Origin of the sequence: Mesorhizobium sp. B2-5-13, from assembly GCF_006440535.1 — a bacterium.
Classification (GTDB): Bacteria; Pseudomonadota; Alphaproteobacteria; order Rhizobiales; family Rhizobiaceae; genus Mesorhizobium; species Mesorhizobium salmacidum.
The window spans coordinates 14,838-35,590 of record NZ_VFUI01000033.1; the positions used below are offsets into that span (position 1 = coordinate 14,838).

A 20,753-nucleotide genomic window follows, 5' to 3' on the forward strand; every position below is an offset into this window, starting at 1 on the left:
GCAGGCCTTCGAACGCTGGCCACGCCGGTTTTGTGGGATCGGTGATTCAGTTGCTGGGCAGGTAGATCACGGCATAATCGTCCGCGTAGGCCCGCTTCCAGCCCAGTTCATTGAAGAAGGGGATTCGGGTGTCATCGGCCGTAAGCAATGCCCAGCCGATGGCGTATTTCTTCAACTGGGCCTCGAGCTGCGGCTTTCCGTCGCTGTGCCCCGTTGCATCATCCGTTTTCGTGAATCCGCCAAGGAACAACTGGTCCGTCCTGCCGTCGATATAAGTCTTGATGTCGTGGAAAATCAGCGTGCCGCCGAAATTGTAGGAATTCAGCACATTGCCGGACAGGTGGTGATCCCGCGCGAAAGCAAGGGCGCCGCTGGCTGATGTCGCCGGGCACGGCGCGACCTGGTAGGCACTGCCGAGGATCGAGACCGCACCGACCAGCAAGACAGCCATCGCGCCGCAGATAGCATAGAACCGGCTAGCGAAGAGTTTTTCCAGCCCGTCGCGCTTCTCCGCCAGCCAGGCCGTGGTCGAGAGCGAAGGATATTGCTGTGCGATCTCGGCCGCGATGACCAACGGAATCAGCAGGAAGGGCAGATATACAAATCGCAGATGGGCGAGATAGACATGCAAGGTGAAGACGATGTACAACGCCTTGGCCCAGCCGATCCGCGGCCTTGACACCAACAGCCCGAAAATCGCCAACAACATCGCCGCTTCCTGGAAGAGTTGCTCCTGGGCATTGAACGGGTTCCATTCCAGGATGAGTGGAACAGCCTCATTGCCATAGGCCACGGTGAGCGTGGCCAGGATGGCTTTCACGCCATAGGGATGCAGCAGGCTGACCAACGGACAGAGCAGGCCGAAAACGACCCATTTTACCAGGAGGGAGGGTTTAGATAGACCCGCGCGCGCCAGCAGATCGAGCCCGGCAAAGGCCGCGATGATGAAGCTCAGGGTAAACGTGGCATGCAGGTTCGCCCACAATACGACTATCACGAGCAGCCACGGCGATGGGGCACTCTCTTCTCGCGCGGCACGAAACAGCATTGCCGTCCAGACGACGATGATCGGCAAGGTGAAGACATGGGGGCGCGCGGTATAGATCGGGGCGATCAGGAGGGCCGCGGCGAGGGCAAGCGCTATCGCCAATATCGGCTTCAGCCATGCGCTGAGGAACCATCCCATCAGGAAGACCGTCAGGCCGATCGTGGCGATGATCAGTGTGACGACGCCATTCCAGCCACCCGCGCGGTAGGCAAGGGCCAGCAAGACTTGCCCCAGCCATTCCTTGGCGATCCAGGGCTGGCCGGTAAAAGTGTGGGAATAGGGGTCGACGGTTGGAAATGTCCGGTGGTCCAGGAAATCCAGCCCGACCTTCACTTGCCACCAATTGTCGGGATCCTGCAGGATCGCGCCGGCAAAGGCCGTGAGCAGATAGGCCACGGCGCAAGCGCAGAAAAGGCAGAATATCAGCCTGATGCGTTGCGGGTCCCCGAGCGACGGCGTGGCGGTCGCGATGGCGGCGGCCTGGTTCACGTCAAGCCTCCGGGCGAGCACATCCTGCCCATGCCGTTCCGTTGCATCCGGTCGACCTTCGCCTCAGCCACGCGCGGCCCTTTTCGCCATCTCCTGGAGGCGGTGGACAGGCAAATCCTGGCCTTCAGCCGCTGCCTGGCTTCGTGAGACGATCTCGTTGACGAAATAGAGCGGCCGCCGCTTCGTTTCCATGTACATACGGCCGAGATATTCGCCGAAGATGCCCAGCACCAGAAGCTGGACGCTGCCCAGGATAAGCATGATCGCGGCAAGGCTCGTCCAGCCGGGCAGAACATTGCCGACAGACCATTCCAACAGCGTATAGCCAAGCACGACCAGACCGAGCAGCCCGAACATCATTCCCAGCAGCGAGGCAAAGCGCAAAGGCACGATCGAAAAGCTGGTCATCGCGTCGACCGCCAGAAGAACCATTTTCTTCAGCGGGTAGTGGGTGGTGCCGGCAAAGCGCCGTTGCCGTTCATAAGGGAAGGCGACCTGCCTCAGCCCGATCCAGCTCACCATGCCGCGAATGAACCTGTAGCGTTCGGGCATTGCAACCAGATGGTCGAGCGCACGGCGGCTCATCAACCGGAAATCTCCGGAGTCCGACGCGATCTCGACATCGACCATCCTGCCGAGCAGACGGTAGAACATCGAGGCGGAAGCCAGCTTGAACCAGCTCTCGCCGTCCCGTTTCACCCTTTGGCCGTAGACGACGTCGAAGCCTTCATCCATCTTCGCCATCATCGCACCCAGCAGTTCGGGCGGATCCTGGAGATCGGCGTCGAGAATGAGAATGCGCTGGCCGCGGCAGAATTCCAGCCCCGCGCTCAAGGCGATCTGGTGGCCGTAATTGCGTGCAAGATCGATGGCGACCACATGGTCGTCCCTCTCGGCCAGTTCGAAAATGGCCTCGCGGGTGCCGTCGGTCGCCCCGTCGATGACGAACACGACCTCGTAGGGGAGGCCTTGCTCGTGGCATACCGCGCTGACGCGTCGATGAAGCTCCGCCACGCCGTCGCGTTCATTGTAGCAAGGCACGACGACCGACAACATGGGTGCGCGGTGCGCGCCGATTTTTCCCGTTCCCACCAAAGCCTGGCTCCCGCTTTGCAAATGGCAATAGCGGCAATTGGTTAGAAAACAGATAAGTCAGGGATCGGCGCGGCTACTGGCTGGCGGCCGCCACGCGTTTTGCGTCAACGGCCTGGGTCACGACCGAACCGGCAGTTCCATGCGGATGCGGGCACCGCGCCATGAGCCCGCTAGGATCCGGATCGTTCCCTCGTGCAGCAGCGCGATCTGTCGGGCGAGGTTCAGCCCCAACCCCGCCCCGCGCGACTGCGGCTGCAGGCGATAGAAGGGCTCGAAGACATTCTCGCGCTCTTCCACAGGAATGCCCGGACCTTCGTCGCGCACCTCGATGCCACCCGTCCTGTCGATCGCAATCGTGATGGTACCGCCGCCGCCCCCATGCTCGATGGCGTTGCGCACGAGGTTGGCGAGCGCCCGCTCGATCTGCAGCACGTTGACTTCGACGCGTGTCTTGTCGGGCGAAGGCTCGAAGGCAAGGTCGTAGCCGGCCTCGATGGCGAGCGGCGCGAAGTCGGCCGCCACCCGGCTGACGAGATCGTCGAGATCGACGATCTCGCGCTGGTCGGATGGGCGGTCGAGCAATTGGTGGTCGAGCAGTTGTTGTGCGAGGTGCGACAGGCGCTCGATATCATGCAGCAGCCGCGTGCTTTGCGGTTCCTGCCGCAGCAACTCGGCGCGTGTGCGCAGGATGGCGATCGGCGTGCGCAATTCGTGCGCCGCGTCGGTGAGGAAACGGTTGTGCCGGTCGTATCCCTGCGCGAGGCGGGCCAAAGCCTCGTTGAAAGCATGCACCAGCGGCGCGATTTCCTGCGGCACGTGTTTGACCGGCAACTGCATCGCACGGGTACCGATATCGATGCGGGCAGCCTGGCGGACGGTTTCGACAAGGCCGGCAAAGGAGCGGCGGACCACGGCCGGCGTCGTCACCAGCGTGGTGGCGCCCATGACGAGGACGATGGGCAGCAGCAGGATCGCGATGACGAGCGCAAGCGCCGGCAGGGCGCGCTCCCAATTCCTGCTGCCGTCCGGATAGCGGGCGACCTCCACCGTGGCCGAAATGTTGATATCGAGCCCGTCGGTCTCCTGGCGCGACGACTGCGTCGCGGCAATGATCTGTACTGCGCCGGCTTTGGTCGAAGCGTTCTCGATATAGGCTTCCGGCCGCATGTCCTTGTCGGAGAATCCGATCGTGGCATGGTCTGCTTGGCCGAGCAGGCCACCGATCTCTTTGGTGTAGACATCCGGTATCGTGCCGGAACGGACGCTCTGCCCGCTGTCGTCGCGCACGATGTACCAGACATTGGGGAAGCTCTGGCGAAACGCGGCGAGGTCTTCCGTTTCACGGACAATCAGCCTGCCGTCCTTGTCACGGTCGACGGCGTCCTTGACGGCCGCGACGGCAGCCTCGTTGTCGATAAGCAGCCTCGGATTGGCGATCCAAAGGGCTGCCGCGCACAGCACGATGAAGAGGAGCAGCGTCGCCGCCTGCAGCAGGATCAGCCGGCGGACCAGGATCCATTGCAGCGAGCGCGCGCGCACCTTCTTCACGAGGCTGCCCGCAGGAGATAGCCAAGATTGCGGATCGCCCGTATCTCGATGCCGGCGGCGACATCGTCGAGTTTGCGGCGCAGCCGCGAGACATGCGCGTCGAGCGCATTCGAGCCGATCTCGTCGTCCAGGGCGTAGACGGCCTCCTCGAGAGCGCTGCGCATGATGGTCCGGCCCGGCCGGCGGATGAGTGTTTCAAGCACCAGCCTTTCACGCCGCGGCAAATCGAGCGCCTGATCCTCGATCAGCGCCTCGCGATGGCGGAAATCATAGGTGAGGCGACCGACCATCGTCTGGTTGGCGCGCGAAGTGAACGAGCGGCGGTGCAGGGCGTGGAGCCGCGCGACGAGTTCCACCGTGGCGAAAGGCTTGACCATGTAATCGTCGGCGCCGGCATCGAGCCCGGCAACCCGGTCCTCCAACCCGCTCATCGCCGTCAGCGCGATCACCGGCACATCCAGATGCAAGGCGCGCAGGCGAGGGATCAGGCTAAGACCGTCGCCATCCGGCAGCCGGCGATCCAGCACCACGGCGTCGTGATGGCCCAGACGGGCCACCGCCTCCGCGTCGGCTAGGGTCGCGGCGTGGTCGACGATGATGTCCAGGCGCTCCAGGGCGGCCTTCAGCACGGAGGCCATTTCCGGTTCGTCCTCGATCAGCAGGACGCGCATTGGCGTTCTCCTTCACGCGCCGCCGCAGGATTTGCGGCGCGGCGGTTCATTCGCATTCCAGCTTTGGCCGGCGGAAATTGGCGATGAACCAGCGGCCGCCGGAAGCTCGGGCATAAAAAGTGTAGAAGCATTCCTGACGCTCGATATAGCCGGGCGTTTCGGTCTCTTCATAGACAGTTCCGCGTTTTGTTTGGCGGACCTCGCCACTCGATGTCCCGGAAACCGCTGACGTAGATATCTTGCGCCACTGATAGGCGCGCTCTCCCTGGCCGAGGTCGACGATCGCCGTTGGCGGACCGTAATCCAGAACGACCGATTCGACCGGTTGTCCAACATAGTTCTTCATGATGTCGGAGGCGCAGCCCGCCAATGCGACTGCGATCGCAATGAACAATAGCTTGGACGACGGTCGGCCGGGGTGATGCGTGGACATTGCTGATTCCCATGGTGACAATTCACGCAGGGGACCTAGATTGCGAAGATTACATCGACATTGCGAAAGCATGGAATGTTCCTTGCCTCGAGCGGACGTCCGTGTCCGGCATCGACGCATCAACAACAAGATCGCGCGATGCCGTTGCGGCCATCGCGCGATTAAGGTCGGCCACTTGCTGTTCTGGTATCTAGAACCGGTAGTTGAGGCCAGCTTTCAGCTCGTGACTGCCGATCGTCTCCTTGGACCTCCCAAGGGCCGATGTCGTTTCAACGCCGGGGGTGCGGACATAGTCGTACTCGACCTTGGCCGACAGGCCGCCGGCGAAGCCCTGCTCGATCCCGGCGCCGACGAGGTAGTCGACCTTCCATCCGTCGCTGCTCCTCACGCCGTCGCCCCTGTCGAACCTGGTCATGGCGACGCCACCGGTTCCGAACAGCAACGTCTGGTCGAAGCTCACGCCGGCCTTCGCCTTGGCCGCGCCGCGCCATTTTTCCTTGATCTTGCCGCCCCGGACATCGTGTTCGGCGCCGCCCAGATAGGAACCTTCGATCTCGGCGCCGAGGACCGCCGGGCCCATCTGCTGGTTGTAGCCGGCCTGGACGCCGCCGCTGAAGCCGTTTCGACCGGCGAACGGGTTCGGCATACCCGTGAACGCCGTGCCGCCATGGACGCCGACATAGGCGCCGCTCCACTGGAAGGCGGGGGGATCGTTGTAAGCAGGCGAGAGGTCGGCGGCCATCGCCGGCCCGAGAAGGCACAGGGCGAGGGCACTCGCCGTCAGGATGATCTTTGCTTGAGGGGACACTGCATTACTCCAACACAAACGCGCATCCGACACCCGATACGCTGGTTAATTGCTGAGGACCCTGGCCGTTGAGGCGGCAGGCTCCGATCGGTGTCTTTCAGGGATGGCTGCGCGGTTCTGGGGACCGGCTTTCGCCGGCTGTGGTAGGGGCAGAGCGCCGCGCGGTCCGTCACCTGAAAGACGCCTGGTATCTCGCAAGTGAAAATTGCACGCACATTGCGCAAAATTTGAAAATGACGATTTTGTGCTTTATTTTCAATAAATTAAAGTGAAATTGTTTACCGATATTTAAGACTTGCGGGCCTTCGATGGCGCTCGACATCTGCCTGCGGCTTATCAGTTTCCCCGTACAGACCGTGCTGGCTTGATGGATGGCCGCCAAGCACGTATCTCTGGGCCGTGCCCATGAGTCCGGGCATCTCAATCGGGAGACGGCTTTGTCCGCACTGACGCGCTTTCTCGGCGACTCGCCGCTCAGGGTTGTCCTGAAGCTGCTGGTGGTATCCTTTCTCGTCGGCCTGGTCATGAACGCCTTCGGCTGGTCGCCCATGGATGTGTTCTACGGCATCCGGAAATTCTTCATCGATCTCTGGAATCTCGGCTTCCACGCCATCGACCGCTTCCTCGGCTATATCCTGCTTGGCGCCGCGATCGTCGTGCCGGCCTTCATCCTGCTCAGGATCGCCAACTACCGGAAGTGACGTTCAGGCGAAGCCCGAAGCGGCCTCGAACAGGATGGCGTGGCGCGCGGCAAGTGCCGGCACATCGGTGGAGTAGCCGCCGCCGATGACACCGCAGACAGGAATGCCGAGCGCCCGAAAATGGCCGATGACCATCTCGTCGCGGGCGCGCAGCCCATTGTCGGAAAGCGCCAGCCTGCCGAGCCGGTCACCGGCATGGACGTCGACGCCTGCATTGTAGAAGACGATATCCCAATGCGCGCGGGTGGAGAGCTCCGGCAGGATGGTATCAAGCCTTTCGACATAAGCGGCGTCGCCCGTGCCGTCGGGCAGTGCGACGTCGAGGTCCGAGGCGATCTTGCGTGTGGGGTAGTTGCGCTCGCCATGCATGGAGAAGGTGAACACGCGTGGCTCATCGCCTAGAATATCCGCCGTGCCGTCGCCCTGATGCACGTCGAGATCGACGACCAGGACCTTCTGCACCGCACCCTCTTCCAGCAGAACCAGCGAGGCGACGGCGACGTCGTTGAAGGTACAGAAGCCGGCGCCTTGCGCGCGTCGCGCATGATGGCTGCCGCCGGCGGTGTTGCAGGCAATGCCGTGACGCAAGGCAAGCCGGGCTGCCAGCACCGTGCCGCCGGTGGCAAGCTGCGCGCGCAGCGAGACGCGGGGGCCGACCGGAAAGCCGATCTCGCGTTCGATTTTTTCCGGCACGGAGCAGGAGACGACCTGGTCGACATAGGTGGCCGCATGGGCAAGCTTCAGCCACGGCGCCGGCGCGGGTTCGGCTGTGTTGAGCGCGCCGGGTCCGGCCAGGCCGCGTGCGCGCAAGGCCTCCATCAGCAGCGGATACTTGCTCATCGGAAAGCGATGGTTGGTCGCGAAGCCGGCGTCGTAGTCGGGGTGATGGACGATCTGCAGGGGCATGAGAGTGGTCCAGCGGCTTCGCGCCAGACCGGGATTTCGGTTGGCCGTCGCAGGAAGAATGATTGCGCGGTGGACGGAAAATGCGGCACATCGGCTCTCCGATCAAGCCGCAATCAGCAAGGCAGGAATCCTTGGACAAGGGTGCAATCCTAACCGACGCCAGAGCCTTTTCCGTCACCAACCGCTCGGTGCTTGCCATCGCCGTGCCGATGACGCTCGCCTATCTGACGACGCCGCTGCTCGGCCTGGTCGATACGGCCGTTGTCGGCCAGTTCGGCGATGCCGCCTTGCTTGGCGGCCTGGCAGCCGGCGCACTGGCTTTCGACGTCGTTTTCACCACCTTCAATTTTCTGCGTTCGGGCACGACCGGCCTGGTCGCCCAGGCTTTCGGGCGTGGAGACGCCCTCGAGGAACAGGCGGTGTTCTGGCGCGCCGTGCTGATCGCGGTCGTTGCCGGCGTCGTGCTGGCGGCGCTTTCGCCGCTCATCGCCGTCGGCGGCCAGTGGTTCATGGATGCCGGACCACGCGTCAGCGAGGCGATGGCCGTTTATATCAGGATCAGGCTGCTCGCCGCTCCGTTCTCGCTGATCAACTACGCCGTCCTCGGTTACGTGCTGGGGCGCGGCGAGGGCGGGCTCGGGCTTGTCCTGCAACTGGTGCTCAATGGCATCAACATCGCGCTCTGCTTCCTGCTCGGCCTTGAACTTGGCTGGGGCGTTTCCGGCGTCGCCTGGGCAACCGTCACCGGCGAATTCCTGGCCATGCTGCTTGGTCTCGCGATCGTGGTGCGCCGGTTCCGATCCAGCCCGCCCTTGCCTCGCCACCGCCTGCTCGACATGAGCGCCTTCCTGCGCATGCTGTCGCTCAACCGCGACATCATGATCCGTTCGTTCTCGCTGCTCGCCGCCTTCGCGCTGTTCACCCGCCAAGGCGCGCAGTTCGGAACGGTGACGCTCGCCGCCAATGCGGTGCTGATGAATTTCTTCCTCGTCGCCGGCTATTTCCTCGACGGTTTCGCCACCGCTGCCGAGCAACTCGCCGGCCGCGCCGTCGGCGCGCGTGCCGAGCAGCCCTTCAGGCAGGCGGTGCGGCTGACCCTGCTCTGGGGCCTTGGTCTGGCCGGTGCCGCGACGCTGGTGCTGCTCATGGCCGGCACCAACCTGGTCGCCGTCGTGACGACGTCGCAGGATGTCCGCGCCGTAGCCGATACCTACCTGCCCTGGGCGGCGTTCACCGCGCTGAGCGGCGTCCTTGCCTTCCAGATGGACGGGGTCTTCATCGGCGCGACATGGTCGCGCGACATGCGCAACATGATGCTCCTGTCATTCCTCGTCTTTGCCGCCGCGCTGATCACGCTGGCGCCCGCCTTCGGCAATCACGGCCTGTGGGCGGCCTTGCACGTCTTCTTGCTGGTGCGGGGATTGAGCCTGCTGACGATCTTGCGGCTGCGGATGCAAACCGCATTCAGCTGAGCGGCTTCGACGCCCATCGGTCGAGATGGCTGTCGCGCAGCTCGCGCATCGAGCCGAGTTTCTCTGTCTCGGCAAAGCGGGCCATCCCCGCGACGATCCGGCCCGGCAGCGCCGGCCCGGCATAGATCATGCCGGTGTAGAGCTGCACCAGATCCGCGCCGGCGCGGACCTTTTCCAGCGCCGTCTCCGCTGAATCGACACCGCCGACACCGATGATGGCCATTTCGGGCCCGAGCAGCTTGCGCATCTTGGCCAGCACGATGGTCGAGCGCTCGAACAGTGGTTTTCCCGAAAGCCCGCCTGTCTCCCCCGCGGCGGCGCCGCTACGCAGCGCCGGGCGGGAAATGGTGGTGTTGGAGACGATGACGCCGTCGATCCGCTTTTCCATGACTTCGGCGGCGATATCCTCCAACTCGGCCTCGACCAGGTCTGGGGCGATCTTGAGAAAGATCGGCGGCTGCGCGATTGCCGCGGCACGCGCGGCCATGACGCGCCACAGGAGCTCGCCGAGCTGTTCGCGCGCCTGCATGGTGCGCAGGCCAGGCGTGTTGGGTGAGGAAATGTTGACGGTGAGATAGCTGGCGTGGGGCGCGAAGCGGGCGACGCCGCGTTCATAGTCGCCGGCGCGGTCGGCGCTGTCCTTGTTCGCGCCGATGTTGACGCCGACGATGCCGCCGCGCTCCTTGCGCGCGGCAAGGCGTTTTTCGGCCGTCGCGTGGCCTTCATTGTTGAAGCCCAGCCGGTTGATGACGGCTTCATCCGATGTCAGCCGGAAGATGCGTGGCTTCGGGTTGCCGGATTGCGGCAGGGGCGTGATGGTACCGACCTCGGCGAAGCCGAAACCGAGGCCAAGCAGCGCATCGGGTACTTCGGCGTTCTTGTCGTAGCCAGCCGCCATGCCAAGTGGGTTCGGGAAATCGAGACCGCAAAGGCTGACCTTCAGCCTTGTATCGCGTACCGTCCGCGCGCCAACCGGCAGGCCGCAGCGCAGCGCCGCGATCGACAGGCCGTGCGCGGTTTCCGGATCAAAGCTGAACAGCAGCTTCTGGCCGATCCGGTCGAGCACGCTCATTGGCCCTCCAGGGGTGGGAATTGGTGAGTACCGTCGGCACCGAGCGGCAGCGGCTTGATCCACAGCACGGCTTTCAGGTCGAGCACGCCGTAGAGATGCGGAAACAGCGCGCCGCCGCGCGAGACTTCGTATTTCAGCGCATCGCCCAGGCCGATCCCGTCGATGGCGACCAGCAGAAGGTCGGTCTGGCCGGAAAAATGCTTTGCCGCGGTTTCCGCAACCTGCGCTGCCGTCGAAAAATGGATGAAGCCGTCGGCGACGTCGATTGGCGCTCCGGTGAAGCGGCCATTGGCTTCGGCCTCGCGCCAAAGCGCTTGCGGAGTTATCTTGTAGATAATCTGTGACATGGTTGCGCTATAATCCGAACCAGTCGCGCGGGGAAGGCCACGCCAAGGGTCTTCCCCATTTCCGGCGCAAACATGCGATATTTCAGGCTTGGCCATGGAGGACAACATGCGTCTGCAGCACATCTTGATCCCCGCCGCGCTCGTCTCACTGGTCGCGGCCTCAGCTTATTCGGAAGAAGTCGACCGCTACCGGCTGGAAAAGTCTGACAACGGCTATGTCCGCATGGATACGCAGACCGGCGCGATGTCGATCTGCGAGGAGCATTCGGGCCAGCTCGTCTGCAAGATGGCGGCCGATGAACGCGCCGCTTACCAGGATGAGGTCGATCGCCTGCAGACCTCGATGAAGGCGATGGACGAGCGTGTCACCAAGCTGGAGAATTCGCTCTCCGCCCGCCTCGAATCGAAACTGCCGAGCGAGGAGGATTTCAACACGACGATGAGCTATATGGAGCGCTTCCTGAAGAGCTTCATGGGCATCGTCAAGGATATGGACAAGGACAGCGGCGGCGGCGCCCAGCTCAACTCGCAGAAGACCTGAGCGCTAGTGACGAGGGAATACGCGGCGCGCTGGCTTTGCCGCTTGAAAACAGCGCGCGGCCCCTCATAATCGTCCGACTGATCCCGCAAAAAGCAGTAAATCGGGGATTCGGGGAGGGACATCTTGCCGTCAGGCTATACTTTCGTCATCGCCGACGACCACCCGCTGTTTCGCGGCGCCCTGCGCGAGGCGCTTGCCGGCATCGGCAATGTCACCGCCATTCATGAGGCGGGCGATTTCGAAAGCGCCAAGGCGCTGGTCGTTGCCAATGAAGATGTCGATCTCGTGCTGCTGGACCTGTCGATGCCTGGCGCCAGCGGCCTCTCCGGCCTGATCTCCCTGCGCGGCATCCATCCGGCGGTGCCGCTGGTCGTGGTGTCGGCGCATGATGATCCAGCGACCATCCGGCGCGCTCTCGATCTCGGCGCCTCCGGTTTCATCTCCAAGTCGGCCAGCATGGAGGAAATCCGCGGCGCCGTGCAGTCGGTGCTTGCCGGCGATATCGCGGCACCCGTCGGCGTCGATCTCGGTGTCGAACGCGATCCCGAAATATCGGACCTGATCAAACGGCTGCAGGCGTTGACCCCGCAGCAGACCCGCGTGCTCGGCATGCTGGCTGAAGGCCTGCTCAACAAGCAGATCGCTTATGAGCTCGGCGTTTCCGAGGCGACGATCAAGGCGCATGTCTCGGCCATATTGCAAAAACTCGGCGTCGACAGCCGCACCCAGGCGGTGATCCTGCTGTCCAAGATCGGCAGCGACCCGCTGCAACCGGCGGGCTGAGTGCCGGCTGCAGCGGGTCGCGACTATTCGGTTGCCGGACTTGGCGACCATGGTACCGGCAACTCCGGTGGATTGACCGCTTCCGGCCTGGCGCTCGGGTTCGATTTGGATTCGTTTGAAGGCCGCCGTGCGCGGCCGATCGCGGCGCCAAGACCGAGCGAGGCGATCGCCACCAGCGGAATGCCGGCGATCCAGGGCAGGCGCGGCGCCAGTGCGTAGAGCGCCGTGCCGATGGACGGGCCGAGCGAATCCTTGAGGTCGACCGCCACCGACGAGGCCGCCATGTAGGAAGCCCGTCGTGCCTGAGGCGCCAGCGCATTGACGGCGGTCGGTACCAGCGGGCCGACCAGCATCTGGGCGATCGAGCACAGGCTGACCGCGCCGATCAGCGCCAACATTGCAGGCGAGGCGGCCAACAGGGCGAAGGCGAGTATCGTTGCCAGGCCGGCACCGACCGTCGGCCACAAGGCGGACCGTGCCTCGACCATACGGCTTACCAGCATCTGCAGGCCGACCGTCAGGGCGGCCGCGTAGACGAACAGCGCGCCGACGCCGGATGGTGTCAGCGTGCCGGCGTCATGCGCATAGAGCGGGATAACCGCCTCGATCCAGTTGCCGGCGACCTCGAACAGGACGACCCAGAGCAGGAGCTTCGCCAACCGGCCGTCGCGGAACGCCGGCAGCAGCGCGGACAAGCCTTCTTCCTCTTCGTACTCTTCATCGCCGTCGCCGGTGGCGCGGCCGGCGCTGATCGTCTCGTCCAGGGCCAGCAGCATCACGATTCCGCCCAGCACAAGCATCGTGCCGCCGGCGAGAAACACGCAGCGCAGTGACATAAGCGCAAGCAAGGCACCACAGGCCGGCCCGAGTATCTGTCCCGCGCTCGAACTCACCCGTGCCATGCTGAACCAGCGCGGATGCGCGGACGGCTCTGTCACATCGGCGATCGCGGTCAGTATTGTCGGGTGAAGCACCGATTCGCCGATGCCGGTCAAAAGCAGCACGAGCGCGGTGGCGACGACGCCGTGTACGAAGAACAGGGCCAGAAAGCCGGCACCGACGCCGAGCGACGAGGCAATCAGCACCGGCCGCCGGCCGATGCGGTCGGCGATGCCGCCGATGAGCGGCGCCGCCAGCAGCTCGCCGCCGGCATAGCAGCCGAACAGCAGGCCGATCGTGCCGACAGGGATGCCGGCTTCGCTGCTTGCCCAGAGTGGAAAGAAAGGCACCAGCGCGCCATCGGCGAAACCGGCGCAGAAGAACAGAAAAAGTCCAAGCGTCGCCGGGCGCGGCAGCCCGCGCCAGGAGGGAATTGTGGTCATGATGATGTCACCTACGCGTCGGAGGCCCGAAGGGCCGGATTGCGCGTTGTCTGACGTTAACGCCTACGGCCGCTCGAGGAGCAGCATGCTGATCTGATCGTCGTCTATGCCGGAGTGTTCAGCCGAGCCGCATCGACAACTCCACCTCGTCGCCGAACGGCGTCGACATGTAGCCTCCCGCCGGCGAGCGCATGCGCTGGAGATAGTCCGGGGCGAAATCGGCGTTGTCGGCAATGACCAAAGCGCCGGGCCTCAACCGGCTCTCGACCAAACCAACAATCTCCGGATAGAGCGCCTTGGCGCCGTCGAGCAGCAGCAGGTCGATCGTCTCGGGCAAGTCGGCGCTCAGCGTCTCCAGCGCGTCACCCTCGCGGATTTCGACCAGGTCGATGAGGCCGCCTTCCCTGAGATTGGCCTTGGCCCGCATCACCTTGGAACTCTCGAACTCGGTCGTGATCAGACGGCCGCCGCCATTGTCCCGCAGCGCGGCGGCGAGGTAGAGCGTCGAGATGCCGAACGAGGTGCCGAATTCGACGATGATGCGCGCGCCCGTGCTGCGCGCCAGCATGTAGAGCAATGTGCCGGTTTCCGGCGAAACCGCGAGCCAGAGATCCTTTATGCTGCCATAGAACTCGCGATATTCGGTCTTGCTGTTGAGCAGGCGGGCCCGTTCTTCATGCGAATATCGCGCCATTGCCGGGCTTGTCGCGGCATCGGCTTCCTCGAACAGGCGCGCGAGCAGGGGAGCCAGCGGGGTTCCGGTGAGCGTGGTCATGGCAGTTCTCCAGTCGGAAATGCATGCGTCGTTGTGTTGTCTCGAAAATACGAATAATCCTTCAGGTTTCCAATTCGCACTCCCGGGTGCCGCCATGATCCAACGTCCAACCCCTTCAATTTCCACCCGAAAACAGCCTAAGCAGGCGCGCGCCACGGAACTCGTCGCGGCGATTTTAGAGGCTGCTGTTCAGGTTCTGGCCAGTGAAGGGGCACGGCGTTTCACCACCACGCGCGTGGCCGAACAGGCCGGCGTCAGCGTCGGCTCGCTCTACCAGTACTTCCCCAACAAGACGGCTCTGCTGTTCCGGCTACAGAGCGACGAATGGCGGCAGACAACCGAGCTCTTGTGCGGCATCCTGGAGAACGCCGAAAGTCCGCCGCTTGAGCGGACGCGCACCCTGGTGCACGCCTTCATCCGTTCGGAATGCGAGGAGGCAGCGGTGCGCGGGGCCCTGAACGATGCCGCTCCGCTCTACAGGGACGCGCCTGAGGCCGACGAATCGAGGGCCGTGGCCAATCGCGCGGTCCAGTCGTTCATCCGCGAGACGCTGCCCGATGCGCCCGATGCCATATGCGTCATGGCCGGCGACCTGATCCGAACGACGCTGAGCTCGGTGGGGGCGGAGTTTTCGGAAAAGCCGCGAACGTCGGCGGAAATCGAAGCCTATTCCGACGCGCTCGCCGACATGTTCTGCGCCTATCTCAAATGCCTGGGGCACCAGGCCTGATCCAGGCGCTTAGACGTCACTCCGCCGCCCGTACCATCGGCCTGAACCTGGCCATCATCGAACGCAGGACCGCCGGCTTCAACGGCTTGTTGATCATCGGGATATCGAGGCCTGCCGCGGCTGCTCGCACCTCGTTGGAGCGGTCGGCCGTGACCAGCACGGCCGGCAGGTCGTCACCATGCGTCGCCCGCAGCCGGATGATAATGTCGAGACCGGTCTCGCGGTCGAGATGGTAGTCGGCAAGCACGATGTCCGGACGTTGGACCGCGACCCTGTCGAGATCCCCCGAGCCGGTCACCGTGGCGACATTGCAGCCCCAGCCTTCGAGCAGCAGCCGCATGCCTTCGAGGATACGGATGTCATTGTCGATGCACAGCACATACAGCCCGGACAGCGAAGCCGCCGCGCGGGCCGGCGCCCTGGTCTCGACCTCGCGTCGCGGCTCCTGCGCGGCCGCCACCGGCAGGATGACGGAAAAGCGCGTGCCCTTGCCGGGGTTGGAGAAGATGCGGATCTCGAGCCGCAACACCCTGGCGATGCGGTCGACGATGGAGAGGCCGAGACCAAGACCTTCGGCTTCGCGTGCGCCTTCGTCCAGCCGGGTGAACTCGTGGAAAACAGTGTTGAGTTTGTCACCTGCGATGCCGATACCGGTATCGATCACCTGGATCTCGGCCAGATCGCCACGGCGCCGCACACCGACAAGGATGCGGCCCTGGCGGGTGTATTTGATGGCGTTGGAGACAAGATTCTGGATCAGGCGGCGCAACAGGTTACGGTCCGTCACCACCGTCAGCGACGACGGCATGATCGTCAGGCCAAGCTTTTTCTCCGCGGCCAGTGGCCGAAAATCATTACCGATCTGGCGCAGCAGGCCATCCAGGTTGAAGGCGGTGTCGTCAGGTTTCATGGCGCCGGCATCGAGGCGCGAGATGTCAAGCACGGCGCCGAGAATGGTCTCGACCGATTCCAGCGAGGATTCGATGTTGATGGCCGCCTTGCCTGCTGGACCCTTGCCGGCCTTCTCGATCAGCGAAGAACAATAGAGCCGGGCGGCATTCAAAGGTTGCAGGATGTCGTGACCGGCGGCGGCAAGGAAGCGTGTCTTGCCGAGATTGGCCTCCTCGGCGAGCATCTGTGCCTGTGCCAGTTCCTCGTTGACCCGGGTCAATTCCTCGTTGACCCTGGTCAGTTCGACGGTGCGGGTCTTGACGCGCTGCTCCAGAGATTCATTGGCGCGCTTCAACGCCAGGTCCTGCTCGACGCGCCCCGAGATGTCGGCATAGGTGGCGACGATGCCGCCGTCGGGCATCGGGTTGGAGCGCAGTTCCACGATGCGGCCGCTGGTCTTCAACTCCATCTGCCACGGGCTGACGAAGCTGGTCAGCCGGTTGAGCATCGTCACGCGCTGGTCGGCGGGAATGTCGCCGCGCTCGGCCAGATGGCGAAGGATCTGGTCGAGCGAAACGCCGACCTGGCCCATCTCGTCGGGCAGGTCGAACAGCGCCCGGTACTGGCGGTTCCAGCAGATCAGCCGGAAATCGCGGTCGAAAACGGTGATGCCTTGTTCCATCTGGTCGAGCGCGATCTGCAGCAGGTCGCGGTTGTGCTGCAGCGCTTCCGTGGCGTCGTCGAGCAGGCGGAAGGCGTCGCGGGATTCTCGGTCGTGGCGGCGAAACAGCAGCGACAGGATCAGACGCGCCGAGGAAGAGCCGACGGCGCTTGCCAACAGCTGCTCGGCAAAGCGGATGACGTCCATGCTGGCCTGCTCGTTGCCGTGCAGCGAGGTGCCGTTGCTCTTCTCGAAGGATTGAAAGGACCGCTCGGTGCGTTCGACACCGAGATAACGTGCGATCGTATCCTTGAGGTCGTTGACGGTGATGGCAGTGCGGAAGCGGCGCAGGCTCGGCATCGGGCCGGCTTCGCGCGGCACGAAGATCGATGCCTGGATGCGCTCCAGTGGCACCGACGCGCGCGACAGCGACCCGAAGACGAAGAACAGCGCGTTGACCGACAGGCTCCACAGCACGCCGTGGTTCAGCGGTTCGGCGACGGTGCCGAACAGTGCCTGCGGCCGCAACGCCTCGAAGCCGAACAGTCCATGCACGATGATGCCGGCATCTTGCGCGACGAGCGACGGCACCAGCAGCGTGTAGCCCCAGACCAGGATGCCGGCGACCATGCCGAGTGCCGCGCCCCGGCCGTTGGCGCCGCGCCAGATCAATCCGCCGATCAGGGCCGGCGCGAATTGCCCGATCGCCGCGAAGGACATCAGTCCGATCGACGACAGCCGGGCGCTGTTGGTGCTCTCGCGATAGTAGAGAAAGGCGATGAACAGAAGGATGAAGATCGCTCCACGCCGCACATTGAGGATAAGCGTCGACCAATCCTCGTTCTCGGAGGTGGTCGTGCGCAACAGCCGGCGCACGAACAGCGGGATGATCAGGTCGTTGGAGATCATGATCGACAGCGCCACGCTCTCGACGATGACCATGGCGGTTGCCGCCGACAGGCCGCCGATGAAGGCAGCCATGGCCAGGAAATCGTGGCCGCTGAACAGCGGCAGCGACAGCACATAAAGGTCGCTGCTCGTCCTTGTGCCGACCAGCGTCAGGCCGGCAAAGGCGATCGGCAGCACGAACAGGTTGATCGCCACCAGGTAGAGCGGGAACACCCATGTCGCGGTGCGCAGTTCGGCCTCGCTGCGGTTCTCGACGATGGTGACGTAGAACTGCCGCGGCAGGAGGATGATGGCGAAACCGCTGAGACATGTCAGCACCAGCCAGGTGGCGAGCGACGTCGAATAGCCCATTGCCTGCCGTACCTGGCCATTCTCGGCCAGCCGGTCGAACATGTCGCCGGGGCCGCCGAAGATCAGGAAGATGACCATCAGGCCGATGGCCAGGAAGGCGGCAAGCTTGACCACGGTCTCGACCGCCACCGCCAGCACCAGCCCGTCCTGGTGTTCGGTGGCGTCGGCATGGCGTGTGCCGAACAGGACCGCAAACAGCGCAAGCAGCATGGCGACGACCAGCGAGATGTCGCTGACGAAGGGATCGAAGGAGGGCGGCGAGCCCGTATAGTGCTCGACCATCAGGCTGACCGAGCCGGAGATCGCCTTCAATTGCAGCGCGATATAGGGCACGGCGCCGATCGTGGCGATCAGCGTGGCGATCGCGGCCACGGTGAAACTCTTGCCGTAACGCGCGCCGAGAAAGTCGGCGACCGAGGTGATCTTCTCGGTCTTGGCCAGCCGCACGATGCGGTTGAGCAAGGGAAAGCCGAACACGAACACCAGCACCGGGCCGGTATAGATGCCGAGGAATTCGAGGCCGCGTTCGGAGGAAAGGCCGACAGAGCCGAAGAAGGTCCAGGACGTGCAGTAAATGGCAAGGCTGAGCGCATAGATGAAGGGCCGCGCCCGACCGGGGCCTGACAAGGCCGAGCGGCGGTCGCCCAGGCTGGCGATGGCGAACAGCAGCGTCACATAGGCGATCGCGATGATGACGATGAACAAGCCCTGCACGCCGGCAAGATCCTCCCTGTGCCGATTTTCACCTGGCCGGGTCAGACGCAATCACAGCTTGGGCGCCAAGTCCATCGCGGCTTTCGGCGCATGCGGGCGATGATTTCCGGCGGCTGCCCCAAGGTAAGGAGAAAGCGGTTGTTTTCTTTTTTAGCCGATGGTGCAACCCAAGGTTTTTGTTATGGTGTCGTCGGGTCGGTGCCGCGGGGATGGGACGGCTGCGCGACCCGCCATGACAAGGAGGGTCGAATGCTGAAAGAATTCCAGGAATTCATTTCCAAGGGCAACGTGATGGACTTGGCCGTCGGCGTCATCATCGGCGCTGCCTTCGGCAAGATTGTCGATTCGCTGGTCAACGACATCATCATGCCGATCGTCGGAGCCATCTTCGGCGGGTTGGACTTCAACAATTACTTCTTTGGGCTTTCCTCGGCCGTCAACGCCACCTCATTGGCGGACGCCAAAAAGCAAGGCGCCGTTTTTGCCTATGGCAGCTTCATCACCGTGGTGCTGAACTTCCTCATCCTCGCCTTCATCATCTTCCTCATGGTCAAGGCCGTGAACAACATGCGCAGGCGCCTGGAAAAGGAAAAGCCCGCCGCAGCGGCAGCTCCTCCGCCGGCCGATGTACAGCTTTTGACCGAAATCCGCGATCTGCTGGCCAGGCGGTAGACGGATAGAGTTCTTCTGGACCAAAACCCCGGTCGTTCGCGGCCGGGGTTTTCTGTTTTCGTATCTGGTAAGCAGCGCTTACGAACGCCCGAGACAACGGACCTGCCCAATGACCCTGATCCAGACCCTGCGCCCCGAGGCCCTGGCCGCACCTGAAAGCGGTATCGTCGCCGTCGTCAACTACGGCAGATTGCGCGAAGGCCTGATCCCGCTCTGGGCCGGCGAGGGCGACCTGCCGACGCCTGCCTTCATCACCGATGCCGCGTCGAAGGCGCTGGCCGGCGGCGAGACGTTCTACACCTGGCAGAGGGGCATCCCCGATCTCAGGCAAGCGCTGGCCCGCTACTATTCCAGGCATTTCGCCAAGACCTTCCCCGAGGAGCAATTCATCGTCACCGGCTCAGGCATGCATGCCATCCAGCTGGCGCTCGATGCGCTTGCGGGAGCTGGCGACGAAGTGATCTACCTGTCGCCCGCCTGGCCGAATTTCGACGCCGCCGCCGCGATCGCGGGTGCCGTGCCGGTGCCGGTCACGCTCGACCATTCCGGAAATGGCTGGTCCTGCGACGTCGAGAAGATCGCCGCGGCGGTCACGCCGCGCACGAAGGCGCTGTTCATCAACACGCCGTCCAATCCGACCGGCTGGACCGCCGACCATGAGACCCTGCGGGCGATCCTCGATCTCGCCCGCGCCAGGGGTCTGTGGATCATCGCCGACGAGATCTATTCGCTGTTCCACTATGGTCATGGCCGCGCGCCATCCTTCCTCGACATCGCGGAGGCGGAAGACCGCATCCTGTTCGTCAACAGTTTTTCCAAGAACTGGGCCATGACCGGCTGGCGCGTCGGCTGGATCAAGACCCATCCAAGCCTGCAGCAGGTGTTCGAAAACCTGATCCAGTATTCGAACTCGGGTGTCGCCCAGTTCATGCAGCGCGGCGCGGTCGCGGCGCTCGACGAGGGCGATGCCTTCGTCGCCGAACAGGTGGAGCGGGCGAGGAAAGCCCGCGACCTGGTCTGCGGCATTCTCGGCGAAACCGGCAAGGCGCGCTTCACCGTGCCGCAGGGCGCCTTCTACCTGTTCTTCACCGTCGATGGCATCACGGATTCGCGGGCAGCCGCTTTCGAAATCGTCGACAGGGCCAATGTCGGCCTTGCGCCCGGCACCGCCTTCGGCCCCGGTGGCGAAGCGTTCCTGCGGCTGTGCTTCCACCGCCGCCTCGATCAGCTCGAGGAAGCGGCAAACCGGCTGGCTAGCTGGATGAACACTGTTTGAACAGGTGGCGGCCTTAGCCGCCTGACTTCGGCACCAGAAGCGGAATAATGCGGTCACTTTTCGCGACGGCTGGCCGTCCCGCAGACCCGTAAGGAATGCCGAGCGCGTCCCATGTCTCGACCAGCGCGTCCTGCAGTTCGGCGATCAGCGCATCGGAATGGAACGGCGTCGGCGTGATGCGCAGCCGTTCGGTACCGCGTGGCACCGTCGGGTAGTTGATCGGCTGGATGTAGATGCCGTGCACGCCGAGCAGGCGGTCGCTGGCCATTTTGCAGAGCTCCGGATCGGCAACCAGCAGCGGCACGATGTGGGTTGGCGACTCCATCACTGGCAGGCCGGCGGCGGACAGGATCTGCTTGGTTCGGCTCGCCTGCTGCTGCTGGGCATCGCGCTCGGCCTGCGAGCGCTTGAGATGACGGATCGATGTTGTGGCAGCGGCGGCGATCGCCGGCGGCAGCGCGGTGGTGAAGATGAAGCCCGGCGCATAGGAGCGCACCGCGTCGATGACGGCGCTGGTGCCGGTGATGTAGCCGCCCAG

The 20,753-nt window shown here is 63.8% G+C and carries 20 protein-coding genes; 7 read left to right on the forward strand and 13 right to left on the reverse strand.

Translation table 11 applies throughout. From position 1 onward, the window contains the following. Nucleotides 1-46: 46 nt before the first annotated feature. The 6 genes from FJ434_RS28105 to FJ434_RS28130 all read right to left on the reverse strand — a co-directional run bounded on the left by FJ434_RS28105 (nucleotide 47) and on the right by FJ434_RS28130 (nucleotide 6,092). The gene (locus FJ434_RS28105) at nucleotides 47-1,537 is read right to left on the reverse strand and encodes a hypothetical protein (RefSeq protein WP_140752735.1); all 1,491 of its coding nucleotides are present in this window, start codon (nucleotides 1,535-1,537) and stop codon (nucleotides 47-49) included. 63 nt (nucleotides 1,538-1,600) lie between these two features. Next, on the reverse strand, nucleotides 1,601-2,629 hold the full coding sequence (locus tag FJ434_RS28110; RefSeq protein WP_210241554.1) for a glycosyltransferase family 2 protein: 1,029 nt from the start codon (nucleotides 2,627-2,629) through the stop codon (nucleotides 1,601-1,603). Between the two features lie 120 nt (nucleotides 2,630-2,749). After that, nucleotides 2,750-4,180 (reverse strand): HAMP domain-containing sensor histidine kinase, encoded by a 1,431-nt coding sequence (locus FJ434_RS28115; protein ID WP_140752733.1) that lies wholly within the window; start codon nucleotides 4,178-4,180, stop codon nucleotides 2,750-2,752. Then, nucleotides 4,177-4,851, reverse strand: a complete 675-nt coding sequence (locus tag FJ434_RS28120) for a response regulator transcription factor (RefSeq protein ID WP_140507534.1) — start codon at nucleotides 4,849-4,851, stop codon at nucleotides 4,177-4,179. The genes FJ434_RS28115 and FJ434_RS28120 overlap by 4 nt, the downstream gene beginning before the upstream one ends. A 46-nt stretch (nucleotides 4,852-4,897) precedes the next feature. Further along, nucleotides 4,898-5,284, reverse strand: coding sequence for a hypothetical protein (locus tag FJ434_RS28125; RefSeq protein ID WP_140752731.1), 387 nt, complete (start codon nucleotides 5,282-5,284; stop codon nucleotides 4,898-4,900). Between the two features lie 190 nt (nucleotides 5,285-5,474). Beyond that, the gene (locus FJ434_RS28130) at nucleotides 5,475-6,092 is read right to left on the reverse strand and encodes an outer membrane protein (protein ID WP_140752729.1); all 618 of its coding nucleotides are present in this window, start codon (nucleotides 6,090-6,092) and stop codon (nucleotides 5,475-5,477) included. Nucleotides 6,093-6,529: 437 nt separating this feature from the next. On the opposite strand from FJ434_RS28130, the gene FJ434_RS28135 reads away from it, so the two are divergent. After that, nucleotides 6,530-6,793, forward strand: a complete 264-nt coding sequence (locus FJ434_RS28135) for a DUF6460 domain-containing protein (RefSeq protein WP_027145674.1) — start codon at nucleotides 6,530-6,532, stop codon at nucleotides 6,791-6,793. A 3-nt stretch (nucleotides 6,794-6,796) separates the two neighbouring features. Here the strand turns inward: FJ434_RS28135 and FJ434_RS28140 are convergent, their stop codons facing one another. Beyond that, a complete protein-coding gene (locus tag FJ434_RS28140; RefSeq protein WP_140507528.1) occupies nucleotides 6,797-7,699 on the reverse strand; it encodes a histone deacetylase in 903 nt (300 codons plus the stop codon). A gap of 131 nt (nucleotides 7,700-7,830) precedes the next feature. Here FJ434_RS28140 and FJ434_RS28145 point away from each other — a divergent pair, with 131 nt between their 5' ends. Next, nucleotides 7,831-9,171 carry an MATE family efflux transporter gene (locus FJ434_RS28145; protein ID WP_140752727.1) on the forward strand — a complete coding sequence of 447 codons (1,341 nt, stop codon included), beginning with the start codon at nucleotides 7,831-7,833 and terminating at the stop codon, nucleotides 9,169-9,171. Here the strand turns inward: FJ434_RS28145 and FJ434_RS28150 are convergent. Then, complete coding sequence (locus FJ434_RS28150) at nucleotides 9,164-10,243, reverse strand: quinone-dependent dihydroorotate dehydrogenase (RefSeq protein ID WP_140752725.1); 1,080 nt, start codon at nucleotides 10,241-10,243, stop codon at nucleotides 9,164-9,166. The genes FJ434_RS28145 and FJ434_RS28150 overlap by 8 nt on opposite strands. Then, nucleotides 10,240-10,590: a DUF952 domain-containing protein gene (locus FJ434_RS28155; protein ID WP_140507523.1), complete on the reverse strand. Its 351-nt coding sequence runs from the start codon at nucleotides 10,588-10,590 to the stop codon at nucleotides 10,240-10,242. Before FJ434_RS28155 ends, FJ434_RS28150 begins: the two co-directional genes overlap by 4 nt. A gap of 106 nt (nucleotides 10,591-10,696) precedes the next feature. Between FJ434_RS28155 and FJ434_RS28160 the strand changes: the two genes are divergently transcribed. Together FJ434_RS28160 and FJ434_RS28165 are read left to right on the forward strand one after the other, a co-directional pair. Beyond that, complete coding sequence (locus FJ434_RS28160; RefSeq protein ID WP_140752723.1) at nucleotides 10,697-11,131, forward strand: hypothetical protein; 435 nt, start codon at nucleotides 10,697-10,699, stop codon at nucleotides 11,129-11,131. Nucleotides 11,132-11,254: 123 nt separating this feature from the next. Then, nucleotides 11,255-11,914, forward strand: a complete 660-nt coding sequence (locus FJ434_RS28165; protein WP_027145680.1) for a response regulator transcription factor — start codon at nucleotides 11,255-11,257, stop codon at nucleotides 11,912-11,914. Between the two features lie 23 nt (nucleotides 11,915-11,937). On the opposite strand, the gene FJ434_RS28170 is transcribed toward FJ434_RS28165, so the two are convergent. Together FJ434_RS28170 and FJ434_RS28175 are read right to left on the reverse strand one after the other, a co-directional pair. After that, nucleotides 11,938-13,236, reverse strand: a complete 1,299-nt coding sequence (locus tag FJ434_RS28170; protein ID WP_246678421.1) for an MFS transporter — start codon at nucleotides 13,234-13,236, stop codon at nucleotides 11,938-11,940. Between the two features lie 118 nt (nucleotides 13,237-13,354). Beyond that, on the reverse strand, nucleotides 13,355-14,011 hold the full coding sequence (locus FJ434_RS28175) for an O-methyltransferase (protein ID WP_140752721.1): 657 nt from the start codon (nucleotides 14,009-14,011) through the stop codon (nucleotides 13,355-13,357). Nucleotides 14,012-14,105: 94 nt separating this feature from the next. On the opposite strand from FJ434_RS28175, the gene FJ434_RS28180 reads away from it, so the two are divergent. Further along, on the forward strand, nucleotides 14,106-14,741 hold the full coding sequence (locus FJ434_RS28180; protein WP_140752719.1) for a TetR family transcriptional regulator: 636 nt from the start codon (nucleotides 14,106-14,108) through the stop codon (nucleotides 14,739-14,741). A gap of 16 nt (nucleotides 14,742-14,757) precedes the next feature. On the opposite strand, the gene FJ434_RS28185 is transcribed toward FJ434_RS28180, so the two are convergent. Continuing rightward, on the reverse strand, nucleotides 14,758-18,267 hold the full coding sequence (locus tag FJ434_RS28185) for a PAS domain-containing hybrid sensor histidine kinase/response regulator (RefSeq protein WP_140752717.1): 3,510 nt from the start codon (nucleotides 18,265-18,267) through the stop codon (nucleotides 14,758-14,760). A 249-nt stretch (nucleotides 18,268-18,516) separates the two neighbouring features. Here FJ434_RS28185 and mscL point away from each other — a divergent pair, with 249 nt between their 5' ends. After that, nucleotides 18,517-18,939, forward strand: a complete 423-nt coding sequence (gene mscL / locus FJ434_RS28190) for a large conductance mechanosensitive channel protein MscL (RefSeq protein WP_027145683.1) — start codon at nucleotides 18,517-18,519, stop codon at nucleotides 18,937-18,939. 109 nt (nucleotides 18,940-19,048) lie between these two features. Continuing rightward, nucleotides 19,049-20,215 (forward strand): pyridoxal phosphate-dependent aminotransferase, encoded by a 1,167-nt coding sequence (locus FJ434_RS28195; RefSeq protein ID WP_140507515.1) that lies wholly within the window; start codon nucleotides 19,049-19,051, stop codon nucleotides 20,213-20,215. Nucleotides 20,216-20,228: 13 nt separating this feature from the next. Here the strand turns inward: FJ434_RS28195 and FJ434_RS28200 are convergent. Next, nucleotides 20,229-20,753 (reverse strand): aminotransferase class I/II-fold pyridoxal phosphate-dependent enzyme (locus tag FJ434_RS28200; RefSeq protein WP_140752134.1); only part of this gene is annotated, 525 nt, incomplete at its 5' end.

Coding starts and splice junctions, on each gene's coding strand:
- FJ434_RS28120 (WP_140507534.1), bottom strand. CDS start 4,851: ATGCGCGTCCTGCTGATCGAGGACGAACCGGAAATGGCCTCCGTGCTG.
- FJ434_RS28125 (WP_140752731.1), bottom strand. CDS start 5,284: ATGTCCACGCATCACCCCGGCCGACCGTCGTCCAAGCTATTGTTCATT.
- FJ434_RS28140 (WP_140507528.1), bottom strand. CDS start 7,699: ATGCCCCTGCAGATCGTCCATCACCCCGACTACGACGCCGGCTTCGCG.
- FJ434_RS28150 (WP_140752725.1), bottom strand. CDS start 10,243: ATGAGCGTGCTCGACCGGATCGGCCAGAAGCTGCTGTTCAGCTTTGAT.
- FJ434_RS28155 (WP_140507523.1), bottom strand. CDS start 10,590: ATGTCACAGATTATCTACAAGATAACTCCGCAAGCGCTTTGGCGCGAG.
- FJ434_RS28160 (WP_140752723.1), top strand. CDS start 10,697: ATGCGTCTGCAGCACATCTTGATCCCCGCCGCGCTCGTCTCACTGGTC.
- FJ434_RS28170 (WP_246678421.1), bottom strand. CDS start 13,236: ATGACCACAATTCCCTCCTGGCGCGGGCTGCCGCGCCCGGCGACGCTT.
- FJ434_RS28175 (WP_140752721.1), bottom strand. CDS start 14,011: ATGACCACGCTCACCGGAACCCCGCTGGCTCCCCTGCTCGCGCGCCTG.
- FJ434_RS28180 (WP_140752719.1), top strand. CDS start 14,106: ATGATCCAACGTCCAACCCCTTCAATTTCCACCCGAAAACAGCCTAAG.
- mscL (WP_027145683.1), top strand. CDS start 18,517: ATGCTGAAAGAATTCCAGGAATTCATTTCCAAGGGCAACGTGATGGAC.
- FJ434_RS28195 (WP_140507515.1), top strand. CDS start 19,049: ATGACCCTGATCCAGACCCTGCGCCCCGAGGCCCTGGCCGCACCTGAA.